Source organism: Desulfacinum infernum DSM 9756 (assembly GCF_900129305.1).
Lineage (GTDB): Bacteria > Desulfobacterota > Syntrophobacteria > Syntrophobacterales > DSM-9756 > Desulfacinum > Desulfacinum infernum.
The window spans coordinates 1-20,443 of record NZ_FQVB01000054.1; the positions used below are offsets into that span (position 1 = coordinate 1).

The 20,443-nt window shown below is 62.3% G+C and carries 20 protein-coding genes; 9 read left to right on the forward strand and 11 right to left on the reverse strand.

Features of this window, described 5'->3' with window-relative positions; genetic code table 11:
• Positions 1-11: 11 nt before the first annotated feature.
• Positions 12-1,232 carry an ISL3 family transposase gene (locus BUB04_RS17505; RefSeq protein WP_073037867.1) on the reverse strand — a complete coding sequence of 407 codons (1,221 nt, stop codon included), beginning with the start codon at positions 1,230-1,232 and terminating at the stop codon, positions 12-14.
• A gap of 258 nt (positions 1,233-1,490) precedes the next feature.
• Here BUB04_RS17505 and BUB04_RS20335 point away from each other — a divergent pair, with 258 nt between their 5' ends.
• From BUB04_RS20335 to BUB04_RS17520, 3 genes are all read left to right on the forward strand, one after another.
• A complete protein-coding gene (locus BUB04_RS20335) occupies positions 1,491-1,745 on the forward strand; it encodes a PfkB family carbohydrate kinase (protein ID WP_073041902.1) in 255 nt (84 codons plus the stop codon).
• 61 nt (positions 1,746-1,806) lie between these two features.
• The gene (locus BUB04_RS17515) at positions 1,807-2,196 is read left to right on the forward strand and encodes a hypothetical protein (protein ID WP_073041904.1); all 390 of its coding nucleotides are present in this window, start codon (positions 1,807-1,809) and stop codon (positions 2,194-2,196) included.
• Between the two features lie 204 nt (positions 2,197-2,400).
• Complete coding sequence (locus BUB04_RS17520) at positions 2,401-3,444, forward strand: threonine aldolase family protein (RefSeq protein WP_073041906.1); 1,044 nt, start codon at positions 2,401-2,403, stop codon at positions 3,442-3,444.
• Between the two features lie 105 nt (positions 3,445-3,549).
• Here BUB04_RS17520 and eutJ read toward each other — a convergent pair whose 3' ends face one another.
• From eutJ to BUB04_RS17570, 10 genes are all read right to left on the reverse strand, one after another.
• Positions 3,550-4,365 (reverse strand): ethanolamine utilization protein EutJ, encoded by an 816-nt coding sequence (gene eutJ, locus BUB04_RS17525; RefSeq protein WP_073041908.1) that lies wholly within the window; start codon positions 4,363-4,365, stop codon positions 3,550-3,552.
• A 4-nt stretch (positions 4,366-4,369) separates the two neighbouring features.
• A complete protein-coding gene (locus tag BUB04_RS17530; RefSeq protein WP_073041910.1) occupies positions 4,370-5,800 on the reverse strand; it encodes an aldehyde dehydrogenase family protein in 1,431 nt (476 codons plus the stop codon).
• 27 nt (positions 5,801-5,827) lie between these two features.
• Positions 5,828-6,112: a EutN/CcmL family microcompartment protein gene (locus BUB04_RS17535; protein ID WP_073041912.1), complete on the reverse strand. Its 285-nt coding sequence runs from the start codon at positions 6,110-6,112 to the stop codon at positions 5,828-5,830.
• A gap of 81 nt (positions 6,113-6,193) precedes the next feature.
• Positions 6,194-6,469, reverse strand: a complete 276-nt coding sequence (gene eutM, locus BUB04_RS17540; RefSeq protein ID WP_073041914.1) for an ethanolamine utilization microcompartment protein EutM — start codon at positions 6,467-6,469, stop codon at positions 6,194-6,196.
• A gap of 29 nt (positions 6,470-6,498) precedes the next feature.
• Positions 6,499-6,849 (reverse strand): BMC domain-containing protein, encoded by a 351-nt coding sequence (locus tag BUB04_RS17545; protein ID WP_073041916.1) that lies wholly within the window; start codon positions 6,847-6,849, stop codon positions 6,499-6,501.
• Between the two features lie 38 nt (positions 6,850-6,887).
• Positions 6,888-7,448 (reverse strand): BMC domain-containing protein, encoded by a 561-nt coding sequence (locus BUB04_RS17550; protein WP_073041917.1) that lies wholly within the window; start codon positions 7,446-7,448, stop codon positions 6,888-6,890.
• A complete protein-coding gene (locus BUB04_RS17555; protein ID WP_073041919.1) occupies positions 7,445-8,791 on the reverse strand; it encodes a 4Fe-4S dicluster domain-containing protein in 1,347 nt (448 codons plus the stop codon). The genes BUB04_RS17550 and BUB04_RS17555 overlap by 4 nt, the downstream gene beginning before the upstream one ends.
• 66 nt (positions 8,792-8,857) lie before the next feature.
• Complete coding sequence (gene eutM / locus BUB04_RS17560) at positions 8,858-9,139, reverse strand: ethanolamine utilization microcompartment protein EutM (RefSeq protein ID WP_073041921.1); 282 nt, start codon at positions 9,137-9,139, stop codon at positions 8,858-8,860.
• A gap of 52 nt (positions 9,140-9,191) precedes the next feature.
• A complete protein-coding gene (gene pta, locus BUB04_RS17565; RefSeq protein ID WP_073041923.1) occupies positions 9,192-10,241 on the reverse strand; it encodes a phosphate acetyltransferase in 1,050 nt (349 codons plus the stop codon).
• Between the two features lie 19 nt (positions 10,242-10,260).
• Positions 10,261-10,968, reverse strand: a complete 708-nt coding sequence (locus tag BUB04_RS17570) for a cupin domain-containing protein (protein ID WP_073041924.1) — start codon at positions 10,966-10,968, stop codon at positions 10,261-10,263.
• A 940-nt stretch (positions 10,969-11,908) separates the two neighbouring features.
• On the opposite strand from BUB04_RS17570, the gene BUB04_RS17575 reads away from it, so the two are divergent.
• The 6 genes from BUB04_RS17575 to BUB04_RS17600 all read left to right on the forward strand — a co-directional run bounded on the left by BUB04_RS17575 (position 11,909) and on the right by BUB04_RS17600 (position 20,069).
• A complete protein-coding gene (locus BUB04_RS17575; protein ID WP_073041926.1) occupies positions 11,909-13,015 on the forward strand; it encodes a TRAP transporter substrate-binding protein in 1,107 nt (368 codons plus the stop codon).
• Positions 13,016-13,133: 118 nt separating this feature from the next.
• The gene (locus tag BUB04_RS17580) at positions 13,134-13,721 is read left to right on the forward strand and encodes a TRAP transporter small permease subunit (RefSeq protein ID WP_073041928.1); all 588 of its coding nucleotides are present in this window, start codon (positions 13,134-13,136) and stop codon (positions 13,719-13,721) included.
• A gap of 11 nt (positions 13,722-13,732) precedes the next feature.
• Positions 13,733-15,058, forward strand: a complete 1,326-nt coding sequence (locus BUB04_RS17585) for a TRAP transporter large permease (RefSeq protein WP_073041930.1) — start codon at positions 13,733-13,735, stop codon at positions 15,056-15,058.
• A gap of 274 nt (positions 15,059-15,332) precedes the next feature.
• Positions 15,333-17,822, forward strand: coding sequence for a (2S)-3-sulfopropanediol dehydratase (gene hpsG / locus BUB04_RS17590; protein ID WP_073041932.1), 2,490 nt, complete (start codon positions 15,333-15,335; stop codon positions 17,820-17,822).
• Positions 17,823-17,902: 80 nt separating this feature from the next.
• Positions 17,903-18,856 (forward strand): (2S)-3-sulfopropanediol dehydratase activating enzyme, encoded by a 954-nt coding sequence (gene hpsH, locus BUB04_RS17595; protein WP_073041934.1) that lies wholly within the window; start codon positions 17,903-17,905, stop codon positions 18,854-18,856.
• A 286-nt stretch (positions 18,857-19,142) separates the two neighbouring features.
• Positions 19,143-20,069, forward strand: a complete 927-nt coding sequence (locus BUB04_RS17600) for an amidohydrolase family protein (RefSeq protein WP_073041936.1) — start codon at positions 19,143-19,145, stop codon at positions 20,067-20,069.
• The last annotated feature ends 374 nt before the right edge of the window (positions 20,070-20,443 follow it).

Here is a 20,443-nt window from a genome sequence, read left to right on the forward strand (position 1 = left end):
TTGCCTCTTCGCTACTTCAAATGGATAGCCAAATCTAACTTCCCGGCAATGAGGTAGACCATCGTGATGAGATTCTGGCTGTTGCGGTACCCACGGGCCTTTCTCTTCGCCGCTTGGATCAGGCCGTTGATGGCCTCGAGAATGCCATTGGTGACTCGAGAACGGAACCATCGCAAGATTCCCTGCCAATGATTCTTGATCGTGTAGGCTGCCTTGATAATCGGCTCTAAGCGGCTGTGGGTTGCCCAGAAAAACCAGCGCTTAAGGTACTCTTCTGCGTGTTCGAGGGGCTGTTCATAGAACTGCTGGAAAGCCAACTTGATGCGGTAGGCACGAGCCGTTTTCAGGTGAAGCCTTTTCATGCTCAACGCTTCTCGCAACTCTTTCTGCTTGGGGGTGAGGTGGATCTCATTCTTCAACCAGAGGAAACGACTTCCTTTCAACTCCGGCCGTTCCTTCTGCTCCTGACGCCGGACTTGGTCGACGGCATCGTTGAGGATCTTGACCACATGGAATTTATCGAAGGTCAGCTCAGCATCGGGGAAGGTTTCGGACACGCCGCTTATGTAGGCCGAAGACATGTCACAGCAGACTTCAACGATGTTTTCCGTCTTGCCTCCGTGGGCCCTGAGGTCATCACGAAAGGCTTTGACGGTTTGGGAGTCTTTGCCCGGTGCGACGAAGATCACCTTTCGTCTGTCGAGATCGACAAAGACCGTAATGTAATTGTGGCCCCGCTTGGACGAAGTCTCGTCGATGCCGACCTTTCGGACTTTCGAGAAATCCTCTCTGGTTCTGGCCTCTTGCACATAGTGATCGATCACCCGCCAGATGCGGGTATCGTGTTCTCCGATCAGTCGGGCCACGGCATTGACGGGCATCTCTTTTGCGAGCTGCAAGATGAAAGCTTCAAATAGAAGGGTAAAACCGCTTCCAGGTCTGGCCCAAGGCACATTGAGGGTCTTAACGCCGCAGTGGCCACATCGGACCCTGGGAAGGCGCGCATGCAGGTAACATTCGTGTTGGAAGAAGTTGAGGTGTCTCCAGGTTTTTTGCGAGCTGTCGTAGACCTTGCAACCTTCTGAGCCGCACACCGGACAAGGGAACTGGGCTCCCGGCTCGAAGTTCAGCTCGATGTCGAGAACCTGCCGCTCGGGATCAAAGGTAATCTTATGAACATACCAAGGTGGGGTGAGCGACAAAGCAACCTGGAAGAGCTCTTCAGTTTTCATCCGGGAAAACACCTCTTGCGCCTTGTGTCAACAGATGTGATCGTCGAGCCCGCATGGCCGAACACCGCTAACATCCTTGAGCCGGAGGCTGGAGGAGGCCATCCTCTCGCCGTCGGCCTACTTTCCACACAGCATGGGCAAGGAGGTGATGTCAAGACTGCGATAGCACCCGAAGGGCTTGGTCTTGACATCACCTCCGCCCATGCTAGCGTCTTTGGAAAGGGGGCCGCCGAAGCTAACGCTTTCGCATCAGTTTTTTTGCGGTTTCCACACAAAACAGCGAAGAGCCTCTTTTTCCGGGAGCCCGCCTTTCCGGTGGAGGCCGTGGATACCACCGGGTGCGGGGATGTGTTTCACGGGGCCTATGTGTACGGTCTTCTGCAGGGCTGGCCCCTGGAGCGCCGGGTGCGTTTCGCGTCCTGGGCCGCGGCCCGGGTGGCCACCCGGCTGGGAGGCCGCGCGGGCATTCCCTCCCCCTCCCAATTTCCCGAAGAATTCGCCGCATCCCCCTAGTTTCCATCGGCGCTTATGGGCGTTCCTTCGCGGTTCACTTTCACATGACGGGAGACTCCCCATGCCTTGGGAATACCTGATCGTCTGGCTGCTGCTGGCCGCGGCGGCCGTGGGAAACGGTCTGCTCCGGGAATGCACCTACGGGAGACGGCTGGGCGAACTTCGGTCCCACCAGATCTCCTCGGTCCTGGCTGTCGTCTTTTTCGGCCTGATCATCGCCGCCGCCGGCCATCTCCGGCCCTTGGCGTCCCTTTCCCAGGCCGTGCGGGTGGGAATCGTGTGGGTCGGCATGACGGTGGCCTTTGAATTCGGGTTCGGGCATTATGTGGCCGGCCATTCGTGGAGGAGCCTTTGGGCGGACTACCACATCTTCCGCGGTCGCCTGTGGCTGCTGGTGCTGCTTTGGATCGGCGCGGCTCCCGCCTTGGTCTTCTGGTGGAATCGCGGGTAATTTCCCCCGGCTCCTTTTGGAAAAGCGGCGAGGCCCCTCGATGTTTCATGACGCCGGAGCCGTCTCCTTCCGTTTATTCGGGTGGATGGGCGGACGGCACGTGGCGCCCGCAGGCTCGCAGGTGCAGCCTCGAGCCGCAGCGGTAGAATCCCGAACCACGAACCACGAATCACGGATTACGCACCACGAACAAGGAGAGATGTCATGATTCCTTTGGCGAGCGATACGGAAACGAAACCCACGGACGCCATGCGCCGGGCCATGGCCGTGGCGGAAGTGGGCGACGAACAGAAGGGCGAAGATCCCACGGTGAATCGCCTGCTGGAGCGGGTCTGCGATCTTCTGGGAAAGGAAGCGGCGCTCTTTCTTCCCGGGGGCACCATGTGCAATCTCATCTCGATCAAGACCCACACCCAACCCGGGGACGCGGTGCTGGCCGACCACATGGCCCACATCATCCGCGCCGAATCGGGCGGATCGCCCTTTGCGTCCGGGGTGTTGATCGAGCCCGTCTTCAGCGAGCGGGGGATTTTCACGCCCGGGGCCCTGGAGGAGGCGTACGCCAAGGTGCGCACGGCACCGTGGCCCTATGCGCCCACGCCCCGGCTGGTGTGCGTGGAGCAGACCCACAACTTCGGGGGCGGCACGGTGTGGAAGCTGGACGAGCTGCGGGCGGTGCACGACAAGGCCCGGGAACTGGGACTGGCGCTTCACATGGACGGTGCGCGGCTTTTGAACGCCGTGGTGGCCGGCGGCGTGCCGGCCCGGGAATTCGCCGCCTGCGTCGATTCGGTCTGGATCGATTTTACCAAGGGCCTGGGCGCTCCCGTGGGAGCTGTGCTGGCCGGTTCGGCCGACTTCATCGCCCGGGCGCGCCTCTACAAGCACATGTTCGGCGGCGCCATGCGCCAGGCGGGGATCGTGGCCGCCGGATGCCTGCACGCCCTGGATCACCACGTGGAGAGACTGGCGGAAGACCACGAAAACGCCCGGCGCCTGGACCGCGGCCTTTCGGACATCCCGGGCATTCGCGTGCTCACCCCCGAGCCGGAAACCAACATGGTCTTCTTCGAAATCCCCGGGCTTGGCATGGGCGTTCCGGCCTTCACGGCGGAAGCCAAAAGGCGGGGCGTCTCCCTGGTGGGGATCGGTTGCGGCATCCGCGCGGTGACCCATCTGGACGTCTCCCGCGAGGATATCGACCGGGCGGTGGCGATCCTGGCGGAAATCGCCCGACAGGGCCGGTAATGGGTGATAAGTGCCGAAGGACGAGCAGCGGACAGTGGATGGGGCGGGGAGCGGGCCTCACGCCTCCACGCAAGGGGCTGTTTCCCCGCTCCGGTAGTCCATAGTCTATTCGACGGCCAGGGAAGCGATGGCCAGGGGAGTGAGCAGGAGGGGGCGGCTGGGGACTTTGACCGGCAGACCCAATTCACGGGTGAAGACCGCCTCGATTCCTTCGAGGCAGCATGTGCCGCCCGATAGGATGATCCGGCGGACGTCCCGGCCCGCGATGTGGTTCGCCACGATGTCGCAAATGCGTTGGAGGGTGGGGCGTGCCAGATCCAGGATGGATGGATCGTCCGCCGCGAGCTTCCTTTCTTCCGCCTCATGGAAAGACAGGCCGTACCGGCCGGCGATCACCAGGGTGATGTGGGTGCCGCCGGTGGGCTCATCGTCGCTGAAGATCACCCGGCCCCGGCTCAACACGGCCGTACCGGTGGTGCCTCCGCCGATGTCCACTACCGCCGCCTTGTCCAGATCCAGGAGATGCCCCACGCAGCTGGGTTCGTCCACCACCCGGTCCACGTCCAGGCCGGCCGTCTCCAAAATGTTGGTGGAAAGCCGGGGATCGGTTCCCGGAGGAAAGGACGTGGACGCGCGCGTGATCTCCACGCCCAGCCGGGCTTGCGCCTTCTCCACCAAACGACGGACGATATCCACCGCCCCCACGAAATCCACCACCACGCCGTCTCGAACCACCTGGGCCCATTCCAGAAAGGCCGCCAGCGGTCTGCCGCGGGGGTCCACCACCATCAGGACCACGTCGGCCGTGCCCAGGTCCACCCCCACGTGGAAGGGCCCCTCATGAGGCGCCGGATCCTCGCAGTTGAGGATCCGGTCGGCTTGATCCAACAGTAAGTTGACCTCTTGCCAGGTCTTGCCCATGGAATCACACAATCCGGAAACTGCCCACCAGGGTGCATCGGCGCAGCCGCACAAAGGTGCGCGCGTTGGTGACGCCTTCGCCCGTGGGAGTGCTGATGGTCATGGATGTCCAGCCTTCTCCGCCGGCTCCCAGACCCGCCAGGTGCGGACCGTTTTTGACGAACAGACTGGTGTTGACCCGGGTGGCCATGATGTCCATGTGGTCGATGTTGCGGGAATGGAGTCCCGCCGTGTGGCTCAAGCCCCGTTCCAGAATGATGGCCCACTCCAGGGCTTCCTCGAAATCCTTGGCTCGAAGCAGAGGAAGCAGGGGCATCATCTGTTCCACACGGGCAAACACGTGATCCAGGTCGCGTCCCACGTCCACAAAGAGAAGTCGGGTTTCCGGGGGCACGGCAAATCCCCCCGCCTCGGCCAGCTTGTGGGCATCCCGGCCGACCCACTGGGGGTTGGGACGGGCGTTGGGGCCCGGATAGTCGAGCAAGACCGCGCGGGCGACGGCTTCGGCTTGCTGAGGCGTGATCTCCACCGCCCCGCAACGCTTCAGTTCGGCCTTGAGCGCGTCGGCGATGGACTCCACGGCGATGATCTCTTTTTCGTCGCAACAGATGATGTTGTTGTCGAAGGAAGCGCCGTCATAGATGCTTTGAGCCGCTCGTGCCAGGTCGGCCGTCTCGTCCACCACCACCGGCGGGTTGCCGGCCCCGGCGGCGATAAGGCGCTTGTTGGTGGCTTTCCGTGCCGCCTCCACCACCGCCTCTCCACCGGTGACCACCAGCAGATGAATCCCGGGAAAGGTGAAGAGCTGCTGGGCCACTTGGATGCTGGGTTCCCGCACACAGGTGAGGAGGTTGTCGATCCCGGTCTCCTCGTGGATGGCCTGGTTCAGCATGCGGATGGTTTCCTGACTCACCCTCTTGGCGCCAGGATGGGGAGCGAAGACCACCGCGTTGCCGCCCGAAAGCATGCTGATGGCGTTGTTGATGACCGTGGCCGCCGGGTTGGTGGACGGTGTCACGGAAGCGATCACCCCCCAGGGGGCGTTTTCGATGAGGGTGAGGCCCGCGTCCCCCGTGATGGCGCTGGGATGAAGGATTTCCGGGCCCGGGGTGCGCTCGGCGACCAGCAGGTTCTTCTTGACCTTGTCCTCCACGCGGCCCATGCCGGTTTCTTCCACGGCCATCTCCGCCAGGCGCCGGGCGTTGGCCCGCGCGGCCCGGCGAATGACGGTCACCACCCGTTCCCTCATGGCCACCGTGCCGATGCGCGGGTAGGCCTCCCGGGCCGCCTCCACCGCGTCTTCCAGCCTTTCAAAGACCCCCCAGTCCCCTTGGGCGCCCCCGGGGCGTTGGGTAGGGGCTGCAGGGGCCTCATGGGTCAGTTGCAGGAGCACCTGCTGGACAATGTTCTCTATGTCTTCCTGTCGAAGAGCCATGATGACATCCCTTCACATGGTCAGATGCTATTTTTGGTAAAGCGATCGGCCTTCGGAAGAAACCTGGTCCACAATACCGATGACGGTCAGGTCCACCGGAACGGGTTTATCCAGGATCATCCGGGCCGAAGAGCCCCGGGCCAGCAGGACGATTTCGCCCTCTCCGGCTCCCAGGGTGTCTGCAGCCACTTGGCCCGAGTACAAGACGCGGCCCTGCCCGTCCACCACGTCCACCAAAAGGAGCGTCAGGTGCGGCATGGAGGGATCACGGACCGTGGACACCACCTGTCCCACCACCTTCCCCAATTCCATCGTTCAATCTCCGCGCATCCGGGCCCGGCACTGGCGGGTCCGTTTTTCCGGGGCTTTACAAGTCCTGGGCAAATCGTGCGGCTACGAGCGCCGGATGGGAAAGACGGCTTCCAGGTCGGAATGGGGGCGCGGGATCACGTGAGCCGACACCACCTCGCCAACCCGCTTGGCCGCCGCGACCCCGGCATCCACGGCGGCCTTGCAGGCCGCCACGTCGCCTCGGACCAGAGCGGTCACCAGCCCCGCACCGACCCGTTCAAAGCCCACCAGATCCACTCGGGCGGCTTTCGTCATGGCATCCGCCGCCTCGATGAGGGCCGTCATGCCTTTGGTTTCGATGATTCCCAATGCGTCCATGCGTGTGACTCCTTCTTTTCCCGCCCGGCCTATTTATCCGCCTTGGCGGCTTTCTTCTCCGGTTTGGCCCGGTGCGATGCACCTTTTTCCACGATGGAAGGAACCTGTTGGGACAGGTAGCCTTCCAGGCTGTTGTCGGGACGTGCGATCAGATTGGTGGCCACCACCTGGCCCAGGCGGGCCGCCGCGGCCTTGCCCGCGTCCACGGCCGCCATGCAGGACGCCAGATCCCCCTCGCAGATGACGGAGATCAATCCCGCGTCGGCATTGGCCACGGTCTTGATGCGAACGGAGGCGGCCTTGCTCATGGCGTCCGCCACTTCCACCGCCGTCACCAGCCCGATGGTTTCCACGAATCCCAGTGAATCATTACCGGCCATCTTCTTCTCCTGTTCAACGAACCCGTTGCATTCCCGGGTCAAAGGATGTGCTGAAAGACTTGCGGGTCGAGGCTGGGAATAACCGTCCGGCGCACCAGAAGGCCGCTTCGAGCCGCTTCCGCCGCTCCCGCCTCCACCGATGCCTCCACGGCGGCCACATCCCCGTGAAGGAGCACGAAGGCCTTGCCTCCCAGTCCCATGGCCATGCGGACTTCCAGAAGATGGACGTCCGCGGCCTTGACCGCCTGATCGGCGGCCGCCACGGCGGAAGCCGCCGAGAAGGTCTCCAGAACGCCCAAGGCGCCCCGGCTGTCCTGGAGATCCACGGCGCAGGAAAGTGCGGCCACCACCGCCGGATGAATCCGGGGAATGAGGAAATGGTCCACCACCGTGTCGGCGCCCGCCTGAAGGCCGGCATCCACGGAAGCCTGGACGGCCGCCACCTCGCCGTGAACGGCTGCCACGAACTTTCCGGGACAGATGGTCTTCATGAAAAGGACCTGGACCGAGGCGGCCTTGACCATGTGGTCGGAAGCGTCGATGCCGGCGGCGATGCTGTTGAATTCCACCATGCCCACGGCCTGCAATTCAATTGTCATGATGGCTCTCCCGTGATGGTAACGGCGTCATCCACGGCGGTGACCACACCTGATAGGGGCGCATGGACGAAAGCACCCAAGGCGCCCGAGGGAATGGCCCCCACAGGTTGGCCGGCTGAAACCCGATCCCCCGGCTTGACGAGCGGCACGGACGGGGCGCCGATGTGCTGGCGCAGCGGCACGCGCACGCGGGCGGGCTTCAAGTCGCCGAGAAATTCCGGGTGCAGCCCCATGTAGCGGGCGATGTCCAGCTTGATGGCCAGCCGCGAAACGGGGATCTTTCGGTAGCTTCGCAAAGCGGCCTGGGACGGCTTCACTCGGCGCGGTTCTGGAAAGTCCACTTTCTGTTCCCGAAATCGCACCTTGAGAGCCGCGTTCAGGCGTCGCGGGGACAAGTGCATGGGGCAGCTGAAGAGCTCGCACAGACCGCATTCGCTGCAAAGAAGGGCCTGGAGCGATCCCGGTGCGGCTTCGGGCCCTCCACCCCCCAAAGCCCGCATGACCTTGTGGGTCTGAAAGTCGTGGCCGATGAGAAACCGTGGGCACAGGTCCGTGCAATAACGGCATTGGATGCACGCCGTGGCGGCGCGTCGTGCCATGACATCCAGCGACAGGGTGGCTCGTTGGTGGAGATAGTGGCCCCGGGGGACCAGGATCACTCCCCCCAGGGTCTTGGTGACGACGGCGGAAGCCGCCTGCTTGGGGTCGTCCACGACGCGGCCCATCATGGGACCGCCCAGGATATGGACGGGATCCTCCACGGTGGCCCCGCCGCAGGCCTCCACCAGATCCGACAAGGGCGTTCCCAACGGCACGTTCCAGATGGCCGGTCGGGCCACGTCGCCGGTGACGGTGACCAATCGATGGGTCACGGGTTTCCCGTCCAGGGCGTCCCCCACGGACACCAGGGTTCCCACGTTGGCCACCAGAGCCCCCACATCCTTGGGAAGACCCAAGGGAGGGACGGATCGGCCGGTTGCCTCGTAGATGAGAACCTGCTCGTCCCCGGCCGGATAGAAATCGTCCAGGAGGGCCAGCTCCAGATCGGCACCCGCCATGGCCTTTCGGAGGCGGTCCGCTACACGCTCATACTTCCGCTTGACGGCGATCACCCCGCGGCGGGCCCCGACGGCGGTCCTTAAGGCCCTCAGGCCCCGCACCAAATCCTCGGCCCGGGCCTCCATCAGATGCTTGTCCGAATGGAGCAGCGGTTCGCACTCGCACCCGTTGGCGATCACCGTTTCCACGTCGGTGTCGTACTTCACGTGGGCCGGAAAGCCGGCGCCTCCCTGGCCCACGATGCCGGCGGCGCGAACGCACTCCACCAGTTGCGACTTGTCCATGTCGCCTCTCGTTTTCGTCTCTCCGGGAAGGCCCGCTCTGGACCGTTCCCGCTGTTTTTCCTGCTGCTACTTCTTGGGAAGTTCGATGGGGAACACCTCGCCCAAGTCGCCGTGGGGCCGAGGAATGACGTGGACCGCCACCACTTCCCCGACGCGTTGCGCCGCTGCCGCTCCCGCGTCGGTGGCGGCCTTGCAGGCGGCCACGTCGCCGCGAACGATGGCCGTGACCAGTCCGGCGCCGATGGCCTTGTAGCCCACGAGTTTCACTCGGGCGGCCTTGACCATCGCATCGGCCGCTTCAATCAGGGCGGTGAGCCCCTTGGTTTCGATCATGCCCAAAGCATCCATGATCAGCCTCCTTAAGTAAGTTAGTGGGATGTTTCCACACAGTTGGACACGCCTAGGCGGCGTGCTGGGTCACCATGGCCCCCCGCTCCAGGCACAGAGCGATGATGGCCAGCTGGTAAATGTCTTCCGCGCTGCAGCCCCGGGACAGGTCGTGCCATCCCCCTTCAAACCCCTGAAGGAACGGACCGATGGCCCGGTAGCCGGCCAGGCGTTGGACCATCTTGTAGCCGATGTTGCCCGCTTCCAAGGACGGGAAGATGAGGACGTTGGCCCGCCCCTGGAGGGTGCTGCCGGGGGCCTTGAGTGCCGAGACGTCCGGGACGACGGCCGCATCGAACTGGAGCTCTCCGTCCGCGAGCAGGTCGGGAGCCCGTTCCTGCAGAAGGCGCGTGGCCTCGGCGATCAATCGCGCCCGGGGGTGCTTGGCACTGCCCTTGGTGGAAAAGGACAGAAGCGCTACGCGCGGTTCTTCCTTGAGAAGCCTGCGCGCCTGTTCCGCCGAGGCCATGGCGATGTCGGCCAGGACGGAAGCCGTGGGTTCGGGCACCACGGCACAGTCCGCAAAGATGAAACGGCGCCGGCCGTCGGGCGAGATCATGAGAAAGAAGCTGGACACCGTCCGGATGCCCGGCTTTCGGTCCAGGACCGCCAGCCCGGCCCGCAGCACGTCGGCGGTGGCGGAAAGATTCCCCGCCAGACCCACGTGCACGTCCTTTCGGCGCACCAGCATGGCCGCCGCCGCCAGGGGACACCGCATGGCCTTCACGGCCTGTTCTTCGGTGACGTCCTTTCCCTTGGCCTTGCGAATGGCGAGAAACTCTTCCACGTTTTCGGCCAACCGGGCGGGACTGGAGGGGTCCACCACGGTGAAGGCCGACCGAAAAAAGCCTTCGGCGTTCATCTTGGTGCGCAAGGCAAAGGGAGACTGCACCAAGACCGGATGGGCCAGCCGTTCCTTTTCAAGCCGGGCGGCTGCTTCCCAAACGCGGCGATCCAGAGAGTCCGGAAAAACGACCAGACCGGGATTCCTCCGGCACTGATCACGACATTCTTCCAGGATATCGGGCCTGGAGACGGTGGTTAGATCGACGGAAGGCGTCATGGTGTGCGGCGTTCCCTTCCTAAAGCGCGTTGATGCATGCCAGCCGGACCCGGGAGGGCGTGCTGTAGAGAACCTTTACGCCTTCCGGGAGATAGAGCATGTCACCCGGCTTGGCTTTGAGAGTCCGTCCTCCCACGGTGAGATGAAGCTCCCCTTCCAGTACCACCTGGATTTCCGGGCTTTCCACGGTCCGGCGAAAGGAGGCCTGCTCCCAGGCCATGTAGGCGCCGGCCAGCTTCTGGTCGTCCCCGCCCAGAACGCCCGTGACCAGGACCTTCTCCCCGATGGGCGGGGCATCGCCTTCGTGGGCCAAGGCGTGAGAGGCATCCACGAAGATGACGCCTCCCAAGCCGGCGTCCTGCTCTTCCGACGGCGCCGGTGCTCCGCCTTCCAACCGGCAACTGACCAGGCGGGCCACCACGTCCTTCAGTCGCTCCGGGTCCACGTGGCCCTCCAGGCGTTCGCAGACCCGTCGGATCACCTCTTCCACCACGAGCCGATCGTCTGCGGGGGCTTCGGTCTCGGGGGCATTCTCGTCTTTGGCCAGAGGGCATGCGGCCGGGAGGGGGGCAGGGGAGCCGTCTTCCAGGATGCGGATTTCCAGCCTTTCGGCCAGATCCAGGGCGGCGGGCGTCACGATGAAGCGATCCCGCGGTGCGACGATGTGATCCTTACCCGCGTCGGCAGCCGCCTGGACGTCGGAAACGGTAACCAGCTCCTTTCCCATCTTCTTCCTCCCCTCGCTACAGCTATTTTCAACCGGATCGTCCATCGCCCGGTTTCATTTCCTGGTGCGCCTGGAGGTTGAGCGTCCCGAGGCGCCCCTTCCCCTCGGCGACGGCAGTGACCCCTCGCGGCGGTCGCACGGGGCAGGAGCAAATAGCGGGCCAACCTGCCGGGGCTTAAACGGGCACGCAACCATAGGCCTTGGCGCTACCTCTCATACGGGGGTCTCGAACGTTCTCCGCTCATGCGGGATCCAGGCAAGACGGGCGCCCATGTCCGCTCGGCGGAGGGGATGTCTTTTCGGAGGTTGCAGGTGTGCAACCGGCCGGAGGGCGGCGAGGTCGTGCTTGTGCGGACATGCACTTGAAGGGGCGGGGCGACCGGGGCGTGGAAAGGCACCCTGCGAGGGTTGCACATGTGCAACCGGTCACAAAGGCGCACGTTGCAGGCCGGCAACGTCACGGCCGACGGCGAGGGGGGAACCCGCCCTTCAGGACCTGTCAATGAGAAGGAATCGTCCAATACAGACAAAAGATTCGCGTTCGTTCGTGGTTGCCCTTCCCCTTAACCCCCATCACGGACGGCCCGTGCCAACGAAGGATGAAACGCACCTTGGGGATCGAGACCCCTGTAGGGGCGAATGATTATTCGCCCCTACAGGCCGGGCGCCCGAACGATACGAGGTCGCGTTTCATAAAAAATGCTCCTTTTTCTCGCTTGTCTGCTATGGTCCCCCACTTCGGAGGACCGGGCGGGGGGCGATGGGTGGCACGGGTATTGCTCATTGCTCGGGCACCGCACAACGCCGGCAACCCCGAAAGGATCGGGAAACAGGGGACGCTTCGAGAGGCTCCCCTTTATGGGTTTGGGAGAAGAGGCAAGTGGTGGTGGAAGTGAGTCAAGAGGCAAGAATGTTGGAAAGGTTGAGAGGAGGAGTTTTCATGTTTCAGCGTGTCGTGGCTCTGGCAAGTTGTCTTTTTGTTCTCATCGGCTGTGGCGTGGCCGCTGCGGCCCAGTACGAGCTCAAGATTCAGACGGCCGTTCCCAGCTCCAGCATGTACTTCAAGACCATGGAGCGGTTGGGTGAGCGCATCGAAAAACTTTCCGGCGGAGAGATCAAGGTGGAGGTCTTCGCCGACGGGGCCATCGTCAAGGCCTTTGAGATCCTGGACGCGGTGAGCGACGGCATCGTCAACGGCGGCCAGGCTTGGACCCACTACTGGTCGGGCAAGAATCCCACCGGCCTTCTGTTCGCCGCTCCCACGGCCGGCCTGGGCAAGGGGTTGGACCAGGCGGCTCTGCTTTCCTGGGCTTGGGAAGGCGACGGGCACAAACTGCTGAATGAATATTATCAGGAGGTTTTGGGCGCCGACGTCGTGGCCTGGATGGCCATGCCCATGGGGCCGGAACCGTTCGGCTGGTTTCCCAAGAAGTTCGAGTCCATGGAAGAGCTGACCAAGATGAAGTTCCGTTCTCCTCCGGGAATTCCGTCCGAGAGTTTCCGTGAGATCGGCATGCCGGTCGTGTCCATGCCCGGAAGCGAAATCGTCCCGGCGGCCCAGCGCGGCGTGATCGACGCGGCCGAATGGATCAGCCCGGGTGACGACCTGTATCTGGGCTTGGCGGACGTGTGGAAGCATTACTACATCCAGGGTCTGCACCAGGTGGATTCCATCGGCGACGTGTACATCAACAAGGAATGGTTCGAGAGCCTTCCTGAACGGCTCCAGTTCGTCATCCAGGAATCCATGAAGGCGGCGGTGGCCGACCAGATCAACATGAACGTGAGCGTCAACAGCGCGGCCATCAAGAAGCTGGTGGACGAAAAGGGCGTGCAGCTGCATGAAACCCCCGAGGACTACTACAAGGCCTACATGAAGGCCACCACCAAGATCCTGGACAAGTATTCCGAAAAGGATCCCTTCTTCAAGAAGGTGCGCGCCTCTCTGGAAGACTGGGCGGATCTGACCGTCCCCTACCAGGTCCAGGTGAACGGCGCCTACTACAAGATGGGCAAGACGGCTCTGGAGTCCGGTGCCGTCAAATAGCGCAGGCCTCCCAAGGCGTTCGGAAGAGAAGGAAACGGGCGGGGCTTGCCCCGCCCCTAGATCAAGAAACGATGTCAAGCAAGAAGGTGATCTCGTGTCTCACGCATCGACCACAACCATGAGAGGACCCGCCCCGGCTGCCCGGCGCCTGGTTGAAATCCTGGACGGGATCAGTGTCGCCATGGGCAAGGCATCCTCCGTCCTGGTGCTGCCCATGATGTGCATCCTGGTCTACGAGGTGGTCTCCAGGTACTTCTTCAACGCCCCCACCATCTGGGCGGGCGACCTGGCGCTCATCCTCTACGGGATTTACTTCATGGTGGCTTCTCCCTTCTGTCTCAAAGACGGCATGCACATCCGGACCGATTTTCTCTATAACCGCTGGTCCACGAAGACCAAGGGCCTGGTGGACACCATCATCTACGTCTTCCTCTACCTGCCCACCCATGTGGTGTTTCTGGAGATCGGCTGGAAGTATTTCTACAAGTCCTTCAAGCAGAACGAATCCATCGTCTCCAGCCCGTGGATGCCCATCATCTGGCCCATGAAGTTCGCCATTCCCCTGAGCGTCTTCCTCATGATCCTTCAGGGCCTGTCGGAGACCATCAAGAGCTACTACGCATGGCGTCACGGTGTCTTCTACTGGGAAAACAACCCGCACGGCGGCCGGTCCGAAGAGGGCGACGCCTGTGAGGCGCAGGCTTAGGGAGAATCACCATGGAAATGACCTTCAACGAAATGCTGGGGATGCTGTCCCTGGTGGGGCTTTTGCTCGCTTTTGTCAGCGGATTCCCCATTTCCTTCACCATGATGTTCATCGGGTTGGCCTTCGGGTACCTGGGGATCGGCAAGCTGGTGTTTCATCTGATGAATATCCAGTTCTATCAGGTCATGAGCGACCCGGTGCTGGGCGCCATCCCGTTCTTCCTCTTCATGGGCTACATCCTGGAGAGCGCCGGCCTGATGGACAATCTTTTCCACTCCATTCAGAAACTCCTGGCCCCGGTGCCCGGTTCCCTCTATCTGGCCATCATCCTCACGGCCACCATCTTCGCCGCGGCCACCGGTATCGTGGGATCCTCCATCACGCTGCTTTGCATGATGGCCGGGCCCGCCATGGCTCGCAGCAACTACGACATCCGCATGGGGGCGGGAGCCATTGCGGCGGGCGGCACCCTGGGTATCCTCATCCCGCCGTCCATCATGCTGGTGGTCATGGGGCCGCTCATGGGCGTTCCGGTAACGGACCTTTTTGCCGGCGCCGTCATCCCGGGTCTGTTGCTTTCCGGTATCTACATTGCCTACTCCCTCATTCGATGCTTCTTTCAGCCCCAGTACGGTCCGCCTCTGGCCAAGGAACTGCGCGCGGAATCCATGGGGGCTCTGGTGGTGGACCTGATCAAGGGCGTGGTGCCGCTCATTTTGCTCATCGGTGCCACCCTGGGAAGCATCCTGGCCGGACTGGCCACACCGACCGAAGCGTCGGCCTGCGGAGCCCTGGGAGCCTTTCTGCTGGTGGTCTGCTACGGCAAGTTCAAATGGGAAAACCTGAAGGGCGCCATGTACTCCACGGCCAAGCTGTCGGCCATGATCCTCATCATGATCGCCGCCTCCAATTTCTACGGTTCCGTCTTTTCCCGGCTCGGCGGGGCGGGCTGGCTTTCCAATCAGCTGGTCAGCATGAGCCTGCCGCCCATGGGAATGGTGATCCTGATCATGGGTCTGGTCTTCCTGCTGGGCTGGGCCATGGAATGGGTGCCCATCGTGCTCATCATCCTGCCCATCATGATGCCCACCGTGAGGGCCCTGGGCATCGATCCGCTGTGGTTCGCCATCGTCTATGCGGTGACCCTGCAAACGTCGTGGCTGACTCCGCCGGTGGCACTCAGTTGCTACTTCATCAAGGGCTGTCTCCCCCATTGGCAGCTCTCCGACATCTACCGCGGAATGTTCCAGTACATCGCCTGTCAGGCGGTGGGTATCGCCTTGATCCTCCTGTTCCCGAGCATCGTCACCTGGCTCCCCAGCATCATCGGGAAATAGGAGCTGCGTTCCAGAGGAATTCACGAAGCAGGTGAAGTTGAAAGGTCAAGGGGAAGAGGCGCCATCGCCTCTTCCCGCTCAGGGCGGAAGAGAGCCGGAGGGGCTCTCTCGGCCCCAACCCTCCCGGTGCGTCCTTGGAGCGCTGGGTCCCTGGAGGCGCCGGGAGGGGGGATAAACGAAGAAGGCAAAGCCGAGAAACTCTTTGGAAGGAAACGGTTTGGAATGTGATTCACGGCATCAGGAAGAAAAAACTGAGCCAGCAAAGGAGTCAAAAATGTTGGAATGTTGCCTGTCTCCCCAAGAACAGTTCATTCAGGACCAACTGGAAGGTAAGGAAAATCATCTCAGGAAGCAGCGGGCCCATGCCCGGGCGTTTCGAATCCTGGACCGCATCAGCGGCTTGACGCCCAAGGTGGACGTGCAACGCGGCCGGCTCTTCACCGAATCCATGCGCGAAACCGAAGGCCAGCCCCTGGTGTTGCGATGGGCCAAGGCCATGATGCACATCGCCAAGAACATCGAAGTGTACATCGACGACGATCAGCTGCTGGCGGGCCGTGCCGGTGCCCAGGGCCGCTACGGGATCCTCTATCCCGAATTGGACGGGGATTTTCTCGATGTGGCCATCGAGCAGCTTTCCGAGCGTGAAGTTTCGCCCTTCATCGTGGATCCCGAGGACGCCCGGATCATCGTGGAGGAGATCGCTCCGTACTGGAAGGGCAAGACCTACCATGAGGCTCTCGCCAAGGCGCTTCCCGAAGAGACGCTGCCTCTGACGTACAGGCCCGAAAACGTTCTGGAGTCCCGGTACATCGTGAACGAAACCTCCTCGTTCCGTTCCTCGCTCCAGTGGGTGCACGACTATGAGAAGGTTTTGAAGCGGGGCTTCGGCGGCATCAAGAAGGAAGCCCAGGAAAAACTGGCGGCCCTGGACCCCTTCAGCCCGGACGACAACGTCCGCAAAAAGCCCTTCCTGGAAGCCGTCATTCTGGTGTGTGACGCCATCATTCTGTGGGCCAATCGCCACGCGGACCTGGCGGCCCGCATGGCCCAAACGGAGACCGACCCGGAAAGGAAGAAGGAGCTGGAGCAGATCGCGGAAATCTGCCGGCACGTTCCGGAGCATCCGGCCCGCAACTTCCGGGAAGCCATGCAGTCTCAGTGGTTCACCCAGATGTTCAGCCGCCTGGAACAGAAGACCGGGACCATCATCTCCAACGGCCGCATGGACCAGTACCTCTACCCCTACTACAAGGCCGACGTGGAAGCCGGAGTCCTGGACGAAGAGCAGGCCATCGAACTTTTTGAATGCATGTGGGTGGGCATGGCCCAGTTCATCGACCTTTACCTTTCTCCCACGGGTGGGGCCTTCAATGAAGGGTATGCCCACTGGGAAGCGGTGACCATCGGGGGGCAGACCAAGGACGGCCGCGACGCCACCAACGATCTGACCTACCTGCTTCTCCGGTCCAAGCGGGAGTTCCCCTTGCACTATCCCGACCTGGCGGCCCGGATCCACGCCCGCTCTCCCAAGCGGTACCTGTGGGAAGTGGCGGAAACCATCAAGGAAGGATCCGGCTTTCCGAAGCTGATCAACGATGAGGAAGTGATCCCGCTGCACCTTTCCAAGGGAGCCACCTTCGAAGAGATCTACGACTACGCCGTGAGCGGCTGCGCCGAGGTGCGCATGCCCAACCGGGACACCTACACCAGCGGCTGCGCCTACATCAATTACGCCGCCGCTTTGGAAATGGCCCTCTACGGCGGGCGGATGCTCAAGTACGGGGATGAAGTGATCGGGCTGCCCACGGCGGATCCCACCCGGTTCGCTACCTGGGACGAGTTCTGGAGTGCCTACCTGGCCCAGCAGCTCAACCTCATCAAGCACGCCTTCATCCAGCAGAAGATCATCATCGATCTGCGGGCGCGCCACTTTGCAACTCCTTTGGGATCCGCCCTTCACGACCTGTGCATGGAAAACTGCATCGATCTCCATCAGCCCAAGATCGAGGGCGGCATCGACCTGGGCTACTTCGAGTGCATCGGCTACGCCACGGTGGTGGATTCGCTTGCCGCCATCAAGAAGCTGGTCTTCGAGGAAAAGAAGGTGGGCATGGCGGAACTGCTGGAGGCCCTGCGAAACAATTTCCAGGGCCGCGAGGACCTGCGCGCCATGCTCCGCAACTGCCCCAGCTACGGCAACAACGACCCGTACGCCGATGAGATCGCCAAGGAAATCGACCGGCAGTCGGTGGAGTTCACCAAGAAGTACGCCAAGGAAGTGGGCGTGCACCTGGATCTGCGGTATGTGCCCTTCACGAGCCACGTTCCCTTCGGCAAGGTGGTGAGCGCCACGCCCAACGGCCGCCTGGCCTACACCCCGCTGAGCGACGGCTCTTCCGCCTCCCAGGGCTCGGACGTGAACGGCCCCACGGCCATCCTCATGTCCAACTTCATGTCCAAGAACTACAACTACAGGGAAAGGGCCGCGCGACTTCTCAACATCAAGTTCACCCCCGGCTGCGTGGCGGGGGACGAAGGAACGGAAAAACTCGTCTCCTTCATCAAGACTTGGTGCGACCTTCGCCTGTGGCACATCCAGTTCAACATCATCAACCGGGAAACCCTGCTGGCGGCCCAGAAGAATCCGGAGCGCTATCGGAATCTGATCGTTCGGATCGCCGGCTACAGCGCCTACTTCTGCGATCTGTCCAAGGACCTGCAGGACGATCTCATCGCCCGAACGGGCCACACGCAGATCTAGGAGGCGGCTGAGAGGACCCGGGGGTTTGGCGACGAGCCCCCGGGTCATTCCAAGGCTCGGGCCGATAAAGGAAAGAGACGGTGAGTGCACAAACCGATCGGAACACCAAGGGCATTCTTTTCAACATCCAGAAATACTCCGTCCATGACGGTCCGGGGATCCGCACCATCCTGTTCCTGAAGGGCTGCAGCCTGCGTTGCCGCTGGTGCAGCAACCCGGAATCGCAATCGGCTGCGCCTGAGCTGGCGTTCAATCGGGACAAGTGCCTGGGCGAGGAGCACTGCCAGCGGTGTCACCACGTGTGTCGGAATCAAGCCCTGGGCGTGGCCCAGGACGGCAAAATGGTGTGGAATCCGGACGACTGCCGGCAATGCCACGCCTGCGCGGAGGCCTGCCCCAACAAGGCCCTGATCGTTTACGGGTATGAGACAACGGTGGACCAGGCGCTCCGGCGGGTGGAGGAAGACGAGGCCTTCTATTCCCGGTCCGGCGGGGGGGTGACCCTGAGCGGCGGAGAACCGCTGGTCCAGGCCGAGTTCGCCATGGCCCTGCTTCGGGAGGCGAAGCGCCGACGGATTCATACCTGCATCGAAACCTGCGGGATGGTTCCCTGGAACGTGCTCCGGGAGGCCGCCCAGTACCTGGACCACGTGCTCTACGACGTGAAGCTGGCCGATTCCGAAAAGCATCGTATGGCCACCGGAGCGGGCAACGAGGTGATTCTGGAAAACCTGCGCCGTCTGAGGCGGGAATTCCCGGATTTGCCGATCACCGTGCGCACTCCCGTCATCCCGGGGATCAACGACACCCCCGAGGACATCCGCGCCATCGCGGAAATCGTCCGAGAGGTGGGCGGGATGGACTACGAACTTCTGGGCTATCACCGAATGGGAACGCCCAAGTACGTTTACCTGGGACGTTCCTACGAGCTGACGGAGCCGAACCTGGACGAAGGGCGGCTGGAAGAGTTGAGAGCGCTTGCAAGGAAGGTTCTGGAGAGTGGAAAAGAGGCCCCGCGAGGTCTGTGCGCCTGAACGCGGGAAGGCGCCGTCTTGGATCGGTTGTTTCAATCGGCAAAGGTCGGGGCCGACCTGCCATCGACCCGGGATCCTTTCGGGCCGTGACCTTGCACCGTCCGGGTACGGGAGCTGTAGGGGCGAATGATCATTCGCCCCTACAGGGGGCTGCCTCCTGGAGGCGCCTTCCCTCCCGGGTTGTGATGAACCGCCCATAGTAGCGGTTACTGGGAAGGTCATCAAGCAGGGAAGGAGTTCCCTCCTTCAATTGAGTATGAATGAACGCGGCAACAAAGGACGCAAGATGAAGGTCATCGATTTTCGATTTCGCCCCAACACGCCCGAAACCCTGACGGGCATTCAAAATAGCGCCATGTTCAAGGAGTTGTGCCGGTATATCAACTTTCCTCAAATGAGGCCCCAGTCCGTACCGGAGGTGGTGGCCGATCTGGATGCCCACGGCGTGGAATGGGCGGTGATCACGGGAAGGGACTGCGAGACCACCTACGGAGGGAAGTCCAACAACGAGAGCGTGGTGGAATTCGTCCGCCAGTTTCCCAACAAGTTCATCGGATTCGTGGGACTGGATCCCCACAAGGGAATGAAGGCCGTTCGCGAATTGTCCCACGCGGTGGAGCATCTGGGGCTTCGAGGGGCGGCCATCGACCCTTATCTGGCCAAGATCTACCCTCACGACGCCAAGTACTATCCCATCTACAGCAAATGCTGTGAGTTGGATATCCCCATCATCATGACCACGGGGCCGGCCACCCTGGTGCCCGATGCCATCATCGACCATGTGGCTCCCCGCTACATCGACATCGTGGCCCGGGACTTCCCGGAGTTGAAGATCATCATCAGCCACGGCGGGTATCCGTGGGTCAACGAGGCCATCATCGTGGCCGAAAGGAACCGCAACGTCTACATCGACCTGTCCGAGTACGAACGGTCCCCCCAGGCGGAGGCCTACGTGCAGGCGGCCAACACCATGATCGGCGAAAAGATCCTGTACGCCAGTGCCCACCCCTTCGTGGATTTTCGTCGGGCCCTCAAGACCTACGAATCCTTGGGTTTCACCCCGGAGGTTCGGCGAAAGATCATGTACGAAAACGCCGCCAAAGTCCTGGGACTCAGCCCCCAGACGTCCAGTGCGACGGTGGACCGAACGCAGGTCCAGGACATGGTGGGGGAAATCGTCAAGGAAGTGATGAGTCGCCTGGGCCGGGTCTAGCATTCTGTGCCGGATGCCCGTTGCCTTCCCGGTCCGTTCGTGCGCATACCCTGTAGGGACGAACAATCATTCGCCCCTAGTGCGCCTGGGAGCAGGCGTGATCAGAGAGGTGAAAGTCCTCTTCCGGGAGATGCCCGCTCCCGGTAGTCGAAGGTAACTGCGTCGCCGTGAGGCGGGGTGGGAAGCAACCGGAGACGAACACACAGTCCGCAGGATGACGAACGCGATTCGGCCTTACGACTCGACGAGTCTCCTAGGGAAGGACGAAGTCCAGACCGTGTCAAAGCGGCAAGGTATGGTCGAGATACTGTGGCACTCGCAGACGAAAGGGCGAGAAACGGAGAACACAAACTTCGACCTGGAGCCGACCGACG

Excerpts from the sequence above, each read along its gene's own strand:
- BUB04_RS17580 (WP_073041928.1), top strand. The coding sequence starts at position 13,134 with ATGAGAGGACCCGCCCCGGCTGCCCGGCGCCTGGTTGAAATCCTGGAC.
- BUB04_RS17570 (WP_073041924.1), bottom strand. The coding sequence starts at position 10,968 with ATGGGAAAGGAGCTGGTTACCGTTTCCGACGTCCAGGCGGCTGCCGAC.
- eutJ (WP_073041908.1), bottom strand. The coding sequence starts at position 4,365 with ATGGGCAAGACCTGGCAAGAGGTCAACTTACTGTTGGATCAAGCCGAC.
- eutM (WP_073041914.1), bottom strand. The coding sequence starts at position 6,469 with ATGGACGCATTGGGAATCATCGAAACCAAAGGCATGACGGCCCTCATC.
- BUB04_RS17515 (WP_073041904.1), top strand. The coding sequence starts at position 1,807 with ATGCCTTGGGAATACCTGATCGTCTGGCTGCTGCTGGCCGCGGCGGCC.
- pta (WP_073041923.1), bottom strand. The coding sequence starts at position 10,241 with ATGACGCCTTCCGTCGATCTAACCACCGTCTCCAGGCCCGATATCCTG.
- BUB04_RS17535 (WP_073041912.1), bottom strand. The coding sequence starts at position 6,112 with ATGGAATTGGGGAAGGTGGTGGGACAGGTGGTGTCCACGGTCCGTGAT.
- BUB04_RS17545 (WP_073041916.1), bottom strand. The coding sequence starts at position 6,849 with ATGGCCGGTAATGATTCACTGGGATTCGTGGAAACCATCGGGCTGGTG.
- BUB04_RS17530 (WP_073041910.1), bottom strand. The coding sequence starts at position 5,800 with ATGGCTCTTCGACAGGAAGACATAGAGAACATTGTCCAGCAGGTGCTC.
- hpsG (WP_073041932.1), top strand. The coding sequence starts at position 15,333 with ATGTTGGAATGTTGCCTGTCTCCCCAAGAACAGTTCATTCAGGACCAA.
- BUB04_RS17520 (WP_073041906.1), top strand. The coding sequence starts at position 2,401 with ATGATTCCTTTGGCGAGCGATACGGAAACGAAACCCACGGACGCCATG.
- BUB04_RS17600 (WP_073041936.1), top strand. The coding sequence starts at position 19,143 with ATGAAGGTCATCGATTTTCGATTTCGCCCCAACACGCCCGAAACCCTG.
- BUB04_RS17555 (WP_073041919.1), bottom strand. The coding sequence starts at position 8,791 with ATGGACAAGTCGCAACTGGTGGAGTGCGTTCGCGCCGCCGGCATCGTG.
- BUB04_RS17575 (WP_073041926.1), top strand. The coding sequence starts at position 11,909 with ATGTTTCAGCGTGTCGTGGCTCTGGCAAGTTGTCTTTTTGTTCTCATC.
- eutM (WP_073041921.1), bottom strand. The coding sequence starts at position 9,139 with ATGGATGCTTTGGGCATGATCGAAACCAAGGGGCTCACCGCCCTGATT.
- BUB04_RS17585 (WP_073041930.1), top strand. The coding sequence starts at position 13,733 with ATGGAAATGACCTTCAACGAAATGCTGGGGATGCTGTCCCTGGTGGGG.
- BUB04_RS17505 (WP_073037867.1), bottom strand. The coding sequence starts at position 1,232 with ATGAAAACTGAAGAGCTCTTCCAGGTTGCTTTGTCGCTCACCCCACCT.
- BUB04_RS17550 (WP_073041917.1), bottom strand. The coding sequence starts at position 7,448 with ATGACAATTGAATTGCAGGCCGTGGGCATGGTGGAATTCAACAGCATC.